Origin of the sequence: Streptomyces sp. NPDC050433, assembly GCF_044458565.1 — a bacterium.
Taxonomy (GTDB): domain Bacteria; phylum Actinomycetota; class Actinomycetes; order Streptomycetales; family Streptomycetaceae; genus Streptomyces.
The window spans coordinates 1-7,309 of sequence record NZ_JBITIB010000024.1 but is presented as its reverse complement, the minus strand read 5'-3'; the positions used below and the strand labels follow the sequence as shown (position 1 = coordinate 7,309).

8 protein-coding genes and 1 rRNA gene are annotated in these 7,309 nt (G+C 69.2%); all 9 read right to left on the bottom strand.

The window, feature by feature from the left end:
• Positions 1-154 precede the first annotated feature (154 nt).
• A complete protein-coding gene (locus ACIBLA_RS26525; RefSeq protein ID WP_399200096.1) occupies positions 155-1,321 on the bottom strand; it encodes a lysophospholipid acyltransferase family protein in 1,167 nt (388 codons plus the stop codon).
• Position 1,322: 1 nt separating this feature from the next.
• Positions 1,323-2,360, bottom strand: a complete 1,038-nt coding sequence (locus tag ACIBLA_RS26520) for an NAD-dependent epimerase/dehydratase family protein (protein WP_363243364.1) — start codon at positions 2,358-2,360, stop codon at positions 1,323-1,325.
• Positions 2,361-2,591: 231 nt separating this feature from the next.
• On the bottom strand, positions 2,592-2,690 hold the full coding sequence (locus ACIBLA_RS26515) for a 30S ribosomal protein bS22 (protein ID WP_003948845.1): 99 nt from the start codon (positions 2,688-2,690) through the stop codon (positions 2,592-2,594).
• A gap of 110 nt (positions 2,691-2,800) precedes the next feature.
• Positions 2,801-3,013: a helix-turn-helix domain-containing protein gene (locus tag ACIBLA_RS26510; RefSeq protein WP_363243362.1), complete on the bottom strand. Its 213-nt coding sequence runs from the start codon at positions 3,011-3,013 to the stop codon at positions 2,801-2,803.
• Positions 3,014-3,140: 127 nt separating this feature from the next.
• The gene (locus ACIBLA_RS26505) at positions 3,141-3,956 is read right to left on the bottom strand and encodes a phosphatase (RefSeq protein ID WP_363243361.1); all 816 of its coding nucleotides are present in this window, start codon (positions 3,954-3,956) and stop codon (positions 3,141-3,143) included.
• 97 nt (positions 3,957-4,053) lie between these two features.
• Positions 4,054-5,226, bottom strand: a complete 1,173-nt coding sequence (locus ACIBLA_RS26500; RefSeq protein ID WP_399200095.1) for an acetoin utilization protein AcuC — start codon at positions 5,224-5,226, stop codon at positions 4,054-4,056.
• Entirely contained in the window at positions 5,195-6,433 is a 1,239-nt protein-coding gene (locus ACIBLA_RS26495) for an MFS transporter (RefSeq protein ID WP_399200142.1), read from the bottom strand. The genes ACIBLA_RS26500 and ACIBLA_RS26495 overlap by 32 nt, the downstream gene beginning before the upstream one ends.
• Before the next feature lie 53 nt (positions 6,434-6,486).
• Positions 6,487-7,140 (bottom strand): HAD family hydrolase, encoded by a 654-nt coding sequence (locus ACIBLA_RS26490; RefSeq protein ID WP_399200094.1) that lies wholly within the window; start codon positions 7,138-7,140, stop codon positions 6,487-6,489.
• Positions 7,141-7,217: 77 nt separating this feature from the next.
• Positions 7,218-7,309: ribosomal RNA gene (gene rrf / locus ACIBLA_RS26485) — 5S ribosomal RNA — on the bottom strand; the annotation flags it as partial.

Sequence of the window (7,309 nt, the reverse complement as noted above, 5' to 3'; positions counted from 1 at the left end):
GCACCCCCCCCCCCCGGGGGGTGGCCCGGCGGGGGGGGGGTGTGTGGCCCCCCCCCCCCCCCCCCCCCCCCGCCCCGCGGGGGGCCCGCCCCCCCCCCCGGGGGGGGGGGGGGCCCCCCCCCCCCCCCCTCTCTCATGTCGCGTCGGGCGGTGGTCAGAAGAAGACTGACCGACGCTGTACGAGCAGCTTGTAGAGCGTGTGCTGGATCTGCTCCCGTACCTGATCGGTCAGGTTGAACATCAGCATCGGATCCTCGGCCGCCTCCGGCGGATAGCCGTCCGTGGGGATCGGCTCGCCGAACTGGATCGTCCACTTCGTCGGCAGCGGCAGCGCGCCCAGCGGCCCGAGCCACGGGAATGTCGGTGTGATCGGGAAGTACGGGAATCCCAGCAGCCGCGCCAGCGTCTTGGAGTTGCCGATCATCGGGTAGATCTCCTCCGCCCCGACGATCGAGCACGGCACGATCGGCACACCGTGCCGCAGCGCCGTCGAGACGAAACCGCCCCGCCCGAAGCGCTGCAACTTGTAGCGCTCACCGAAGGGCTTTCCCAGGCCCTTGAAGCCCTCCGGCATCACGCCGACGATCTCGCCGCGTTCCAGCAGCCGCTCCGCGTCCTCGGCGCAGGCCAGGGTGTGACCGGCCTTGCGCGCCAGCTCGTTGACGACCGGCAGCATAAACACGAGATCGGCGGCGAGCAGCCGCAGATGGCGCCCGGCGGGGTGGTTGTCGTGCACGGCGACCTGCATCATCAGCCCGTCGAGCGGGAGGGTGCCGGAGTGGTTGGACACCACCAGGGCGCCGCCGTCCGAAGGGATGTTCTCGATGCCCTTCACCTCGACGCGGAAGTAGTTCGCGTAGAGCGGCCGGATCAGCGACATCAGGACCTGCTCGGTGAGGTCCTTGTCGTAACCGAACTCGTCGACCTCGTAGTCACCGGTGACCCGGCGCCGCAGGAAGGCGAACCCCTCGGCGAGCCGCCGGTCCCAGGCACCGCCACCGGGCGCGGGCTCGGCCTCGGGCTCGGGCTCGGGCTCGGGCGATGCGGCTTCAGGCTCTTCGGCGCCCTCGGCACGAGGCGTGACGGGCTGAGGCTCGCCCGGCTGGGAGGGAACCTTCTTCGCGTCGTCGCCGCCCATGCTGTCCTCAACCCCGTCCGGCTGATCGGGCACGGACGAGAGCGCGTGCGGGCCAGGCCCCTGCGCGCGCTTCCCGGCTGCGTCCTTCTTCGCCCCGCCGCCCGTCCCTGCAGCGCCGCCCGACCGCGCCGCACGCCGTGACCGGGGCTCCTCACCGAAGGGGATGACCTTGGCATCGGCCATGTCAGATGCGCTCCTTGCTGACGAGGGTGGCGAGTTGGTCGACCGCGTCGGCGACAGCCTCTGGCGGCAGCAGCCCGGCACCCCGGCTACGTGCGAAGTCCGTGAAGGCCTCCGCCGTCGTGTGCGTGGGTACGAATCCCAGTGTCTCCCGCATCTGATCCGTGCTGACCACCCTGCCGTGGGTCAGCAGCCGGATCTGCTCCGGCGAGAAGTCCGTCACACCGAGCGTGCGCAGCGCGGAGCCGACCCAGGTGACGGCCGGCAGCAGCACGGGCACCGTCGGCCTGCCGAGGCGCCGGGAGCACTGCGAGAGCAACAGCACGCCGTCACCGGCGATGTTGAAGGTCCCGCTGTTGAGCGTGGAGCGCCGCGGTTCGTGCACGGCGATCCGCAGGACGTCGATGACGTCGTCCTCGTGGATGAACTGGAGCCGCGGGTCGTAGCCGAAGACCGTCGGCAGCACCGGCAGGGACAGATACTCCGCGAGCGGTGAATCCGCCGCGGGCCCGAGGATGTTCGCGAAGCGCAGCACGCACACGGCGACGTCCGGCCGGCGGCGTGCGAAGCCCCGCACATACCCCTCGACCTCCACCGCGTCCTTGGCGAAGCCGCCGCTGGGCAGCGACTTGGGCGGGGTGGTCTCGGTGAAGACGGCCGGGTCGCGGGGCGCGGAGCCGTACACGCTCGTACTGGACTTGACGACCAGGCGCTGGACGGTGGGCGACTTCTGGCAGGCACCGAGCAGTTGCATCGTGCCGATGACGTTGGTCTCCTTGACGGCCGTCCGGCCGCCGGCCCCGAGCGGGGTGCCCGTCACGTCCATGTGCACGACGGTGTCGACGGAATGCTCGGCCAGGACGCGGCCTATGGCGGGCTGGCGGATGTCCGCCCGTACGAAATCGGCACCGCCGAGACTGTGCTCGGGAGTAACGGCGTCCACGCCGATGACCCGGTCCACCTCGGAGTCGCGCAGGATTCTCCGTACGAGACGGCTGCCGAGCTGACGCGCCACTCCGGTCACGAGCACGACCTTGCCCAAGATCAGCGCCTTCCCCTGAATTTGATGTCTGACACAAGCACATTGCTTGTCCCAGCCGTCACCGTAGCGGGTCGCCGTAGCCGCGCGATGGCGTCACGGGGCACTTCTCCGCACCTTCGCGAATCTTTGACCCGAACCGACCTCGACCGAGAAGGCGAAGCGCGCCGGCAACGCACCGCGGCCCTCCCACCATGCAGGTGGGAGGGCCGCGGTGTTACGTACAGCTGTCGATCACTTCTTGTTACGACGCTGAACGCGGGTGCGCTTGAGCAGCTTGCGGTGCTTCTTCTTGGCCATCCGCTTACGCCGCTTCTTGATAACAGAGCCCACGACTACCCTCGCTCACTTCTCTTCACTCGGTGCGGGGCGTCTGGGCCCACACGACCTACGTTGGCCCAGCCTACCCGTCGCCGAGTGAGGGACGTAATCCGAGGGAAATCTCAGGCGGATTCGACCCCCACGAAAGACTCGCGGAGATACTCGTGAACCGCTTGCTCCGGAACCCGGAAAGACCTGCCCACCCGGATCGCCGGCAGATGACCGCTGTGCACCAATCGGTACACGGTCATCTTCGACACTCGCATCACCGCGGCGACTTCCGCCACAGTAAGGAACTTGACCTCGTTGAGAGGCCTCTCGCTGCCAGCAACCATGACCCACCTGTACCTTCCGCACCCGACGCACACCGGCTTCCCCTCCGGTGACTCTTCGTCGCTGTGCGCTCACACCCAGAGTAGGGGCGGGTGGTACGAGTGGGGAAGAGGAGCAGCACATAGCCGCCTACCGTGACAGACACGCTCGATTGAGTACATAGCGCGTCAGTGGACGGTAGTAATCGGACCGCACGCCGTCGTCAACCGGAACCACGACGGCCACCCGTCCCTCCGCCTCGCCCACGAAGAGCGCCGGATCGTCGGTGTCGCCGAGACCGATGGCTTCAATCCCCAACTGACCTGCCCCGCAGACCCATCCGTGATCTCCGACGACCAGCTCGGGAAGCGGCCCGCCGGCCGCCGCGGCACTGTCCAGAGCAACCCGAACGGGGAGGGGGGAATGGCTGTGTGCGCCGGTCTCACTCCTGGCGCGTGACGCTTCGGATTCCCGCACCAACGCGACTCCTCGTACGTAGTCGAGACGGTACGTGCGTACGCCGAACCGGGTCGTTATGTCGATACATCGCCCCTTCGCCGGGGTGAGTACGAGGCACCCCGCCGCCGACAAAGCGTCTGCCAAACCCGCGTAGAACCCGATCAGTCGGTTCGGGTGCCCGGTCCCGAACAGCACGGGAGCCCGCCGTCCGGCGGCGGCGCCGAGCCGCTCGGCGAAGGCGTCGAGGCTGCGCAACGTCCGTTCGGGGTCGATGACATCGCTGCCCGAGACATGCGCGGGATCCCCCGAGACCCCGCACCGCTCGGCCATGAGCCACAGCAACTCGCGCTGATTCCAGGCCCGTTCAGGGGTGAGCCCCAGCGTCGCGCGCGGATCGCGGGCAGCGAAGAGCCGGTAGCTGCGCAGGCTCTGCTCCCGCGTGGTGGCCACCGGCCCGGCCAGTCTGGCGGCCAGCAGGTGGGCCCGTAAGGTTCCGGTACTCAGCACAGGCCCGATGCTCCCGTACGGCGGCGGGCGCGGGGCCAAAACCGTTGTCGTACCCCACAGTTGGCGTAACCGCCGACGGGGAGCCCGGACCGGTGCCTCAGGCCAGCAGCCCCCGCAGCGGGAACGACGCCTTGCGGGTTGCGAGGATCGCCTGGTCCAGCCGGTCCGCCGGGTCGTAACCCTCGTCCCACGGCCGCCAGTTCGGCGTACGCCCGTCCGTCATCCGCCGCGGCGCGGACTCACGCGTACGGGCGAAGACCTCGTCCCGCCACTCCTCCGGCACCGCCGATGCCGGATCGATGGGCGCGTGCGCCGCGATCGACACCAGATGGGTCCAGGAGCGCGGTACGACGTCCACGACCGAGTAACCGCCGCCGCCGAGCGCGACCCAGCGGCCCCCGTCGACGTACGTGTGCGCCAAGTCGTGGCAGGACGCCTGCACGGCGCGCTGCGCGTCCAGCGACACCGCGAGATGCGCCAGCGGGTCCTCGAAGTGCGTATCGGCGCCGTGCTGAGTCACCAGCGCCTGCGGCCGGAAGTCAGCCAGCAGTTCGGGCACGACGGAGTGGAACGCCCGCAGCCACCCCTCGTCGCCGGTCCCGGCGGGCAGCGGCAAGTTGACCGCGCTGCCCTCACCGGCCCCCTCGCCCGTCTCCTCCGCCCAGCCGGTCTGCGGGAAGAGCGTGCGGGGGTGCTCGTGCAGCGAGATCGTCAGCACCCGCGGGTCGTCCCAGAACGCCGCCTGGACGCCGTCCCCGTGGTGCACGTCCACATCCACGTACGCGACGCGCTCCGCGCCCAGCTCCAGCAGCCGGGCGATGGCGAGCGACGCGTCGTTGTAGATGCAGAAGCCGGAAGCCGAGCCGGGCATGGCGTGGTGCAGGCCGCCGGCGAAGTTCACAGCGTGGTTCGTCTCGCCGCGCCACACCGCCTCGGCCGCGCCGACCGACTGCCCGGCGATCAGCGCGGAGGCCTCGTGCATCCCGGCGAAGGCCGGATCGTCGACCGTCCCGATGCCGTACGAGCCGTCGGCGGACCTGGGGTCCCGCGAGTAGCGGCGTACGGCGTCGACGTAGGCCTCGTGGTGAACGAGTCTCAGCGTGGAATCCCCGGCGGGCTGCGCGGACACCACGTCCACCTCGCTGTCGAGCCCGTACGCGCGCACGAGACCCCTGGTCAGCGATAGTCGCATCGGGTCCATAGGGTGGCTGGACCCGAAGTCGTAGTCCGTTACGGCGTCATGCCACATCAGCTGTGCGCGACCGGTCATGCCCGCCACCGTATCGGGCGCCGTCGTCGGCGAACGAGCGGGCGTACAGCAGCGTCACGAGCATCATCAGCATCGGGACGAGCATCGCGCCCCGGTAGCTCCACACGTCACCGAGCGCGCCGACGAGGGGCGACCCGATCAGAAAACCCACGTAGTTGGAGATGTTCAGCCGAGCGACGGCCGCGTCGCTGGCGTTGGGGAACAGCCGCCCGGCGGCGGCGAAGCACTGCGGTACGACGACACAGAGACCGAACCCGAGAATCGCGAACCCCAGGATCCCCACCCACGCGCCGGGCGCCACCGCGATCACCGCGTACCCGGCGGCGGCGAGCACCGCCCCGAACCGCACGACGGCGACAGGCCCGAAGCGCCGCACCCCGAGGTCGCCGGCCGACCGGCCGAGGAGTGTGGTGACCATGTACGCGTTGTACGGGACGGTGGCCATCTCGTCGGAGCTGCCCAGGACGTCCTGGAGGTACTTCGCGCTCCAGTTGGAGACAGTGGAGTCGCCGATGTAGGCGAAAGTCATGATGAGGCAGAGCGGCAGGAGGGCCTTGAAGGCGACCTTGCTGCCGGAGGAGATCTCGGTGCCGGAGGCGAGTCCCGTACCGGAGGCGGTCGGCTTTTCGGTCTCCGCGTCCGTGCACCAGCGGCTCCCGATGAGCACGGCCGGCAGCAGCACGACGACGACTGGCAGATACGACACCAGCAGGGACAGGTCCCAGTGGGCGCCGGCCCAGGCGAGCGAGGCCCCGGTGATGCCTCCGAGACTGTACGCGGCGTGGAAGCCAAGCATGATGCTGCGCCCGTAGGCCCGTTGAAGGCGCACACCCAGCATGTTCATCGACGCGTCAAGCGCGCCGCCGGACAGCCCGAACGCGCAGAGCGACAAAGCGAGTTGCCACAGCTGGTCACCGGCAGCCACGCCAAGGAAGGCGAACAGCAGGAGCGGCTGGGCCCACCGCAGTACGAGGCGGGGCCCCACGCGCGCGACGAGCTTCCCGGTGAGGACGCTGCCCACACCGGCGAGGATCGGCACGGCCGCGAGGAACGCCGGCAGCAGGGCGTCGGACATCCCGTACCGGTCCTGGATCGCGGGGATACGCGTGACGACGAGGGCGAAGACGATCCCCTGCACGAGGAAGCTCAGCGCTAGGGACACCCGTCCGTGTCTCAACCGCGTGTCTGTACTGACCGGCCGTATCATCGAGGCTTCCATGGCCGCAGAGCGTATAGCTCCGCGCTAAAGAAGTAGATGGATCATCTGAAGAGTTTCTGAAGCCCGGCGAGCTCGGCCATCGACGAGAAGTACGCGGTCGCGCCCGGCAGTTTCTCGACGGGGGTCATCGCGGTGAACGCGTACACATCCATCCCGGCCGCCCGAGCGGCGGCCACTCCGAGCGGGCTGTCCTCGACGACGACGCACCGCGCGGGAGAGACTCCCATGCGCTCGGCGGCGTACAGGAAGAGATCCGGCGCCGGCTTTCCGCGCCCGACGTCCTGCGCGCTGAAGACGATCCCGGACTCGAACCACCGGTCCAGCCCGGTCTTACGGTGCCCCACCCGGATCCGCTCATGGCTCCCGGACGACGCGACGCAGTACGGCCGCCCGTCGGCGGCCAACTTGCCCAGCACCTCGGTGACCCCCTCCATAGGCTTCAACTCCCGCTCGAAGGCGGCGAACACCCGGCTGTGCAGGGTCTCGTCGAAGTCCTCGGGCAGCTGCTGCCCGGTTCTCTCGCGTACGAGATCGTGCACCCGGTGGACTGCGGCGCCCATGTAGTCGCGGAGGGAATCCTCGTAGGTGGTGGGGTGCCCGAGTTCGGTGAGATAGCCGGCGAGGATGGTGTTGGAAAGGGGCTCGCTGTCGACGAGGACGCCGTCGTTGTCGAAGATGACCAGTTCATAGCTCATGTGCCGACTGTAAGCGCCGCTTGAACGCAGAAATGCCTCAACCCCCGCACACAGTGCGGGGGTTGAGGCCAATAATTGTTCGGCGGCGTCCTACTCTCCCACAGGGTCCCCCCTGCAGTACCATCGGCGCTGAAAGGCTTAGCTTCCGGGTTCGGAATGTAACCGGGCG

What these genes read in the sequence shown, in the direction of transcription:
- ACIBLA_RS26525 (WP_399200096.1), bottom strand. Translation starts at nt 1,321, where the DNA reads ATGGCCGATGCCAAGGTCATCCCCTTCGGTGAGGAGCCCCGGTCACGG.
- ACIBLA_RS26510 (WP_363243362.1), bottom strand. Translation starts at nt 3,013, where the DNA reads ATGGTTGCTGGCAGCGAGAGGCCTCTCAACGAGGTCAAGTTCCTTACT.
- ACIBLA_RS26500 (WP_399200095.1), bottom strand. Translation starts at nt 5,226, where the DNA reads ATGACCGGTCGCGCACAGCTGATGTGGCATGACGCCGTAACGGACTAC.
- ACIBLA_RS26495 (WP_399200142.1), bottom strand. Translation starts at nt 6,433, where the DNA reads ATGATACGGCCGGTCAGTACAGACACGCGGTTGAGACACGGACGGGTG.
- ACIBLA_RS26490 (WP_399200094.1), bottom strand. Translation starts at nt 7,140, where the DNA reads ATGAGCTATGAACTGGTCATCTTCGACAACGACGGCGTCCTCGTCGAC.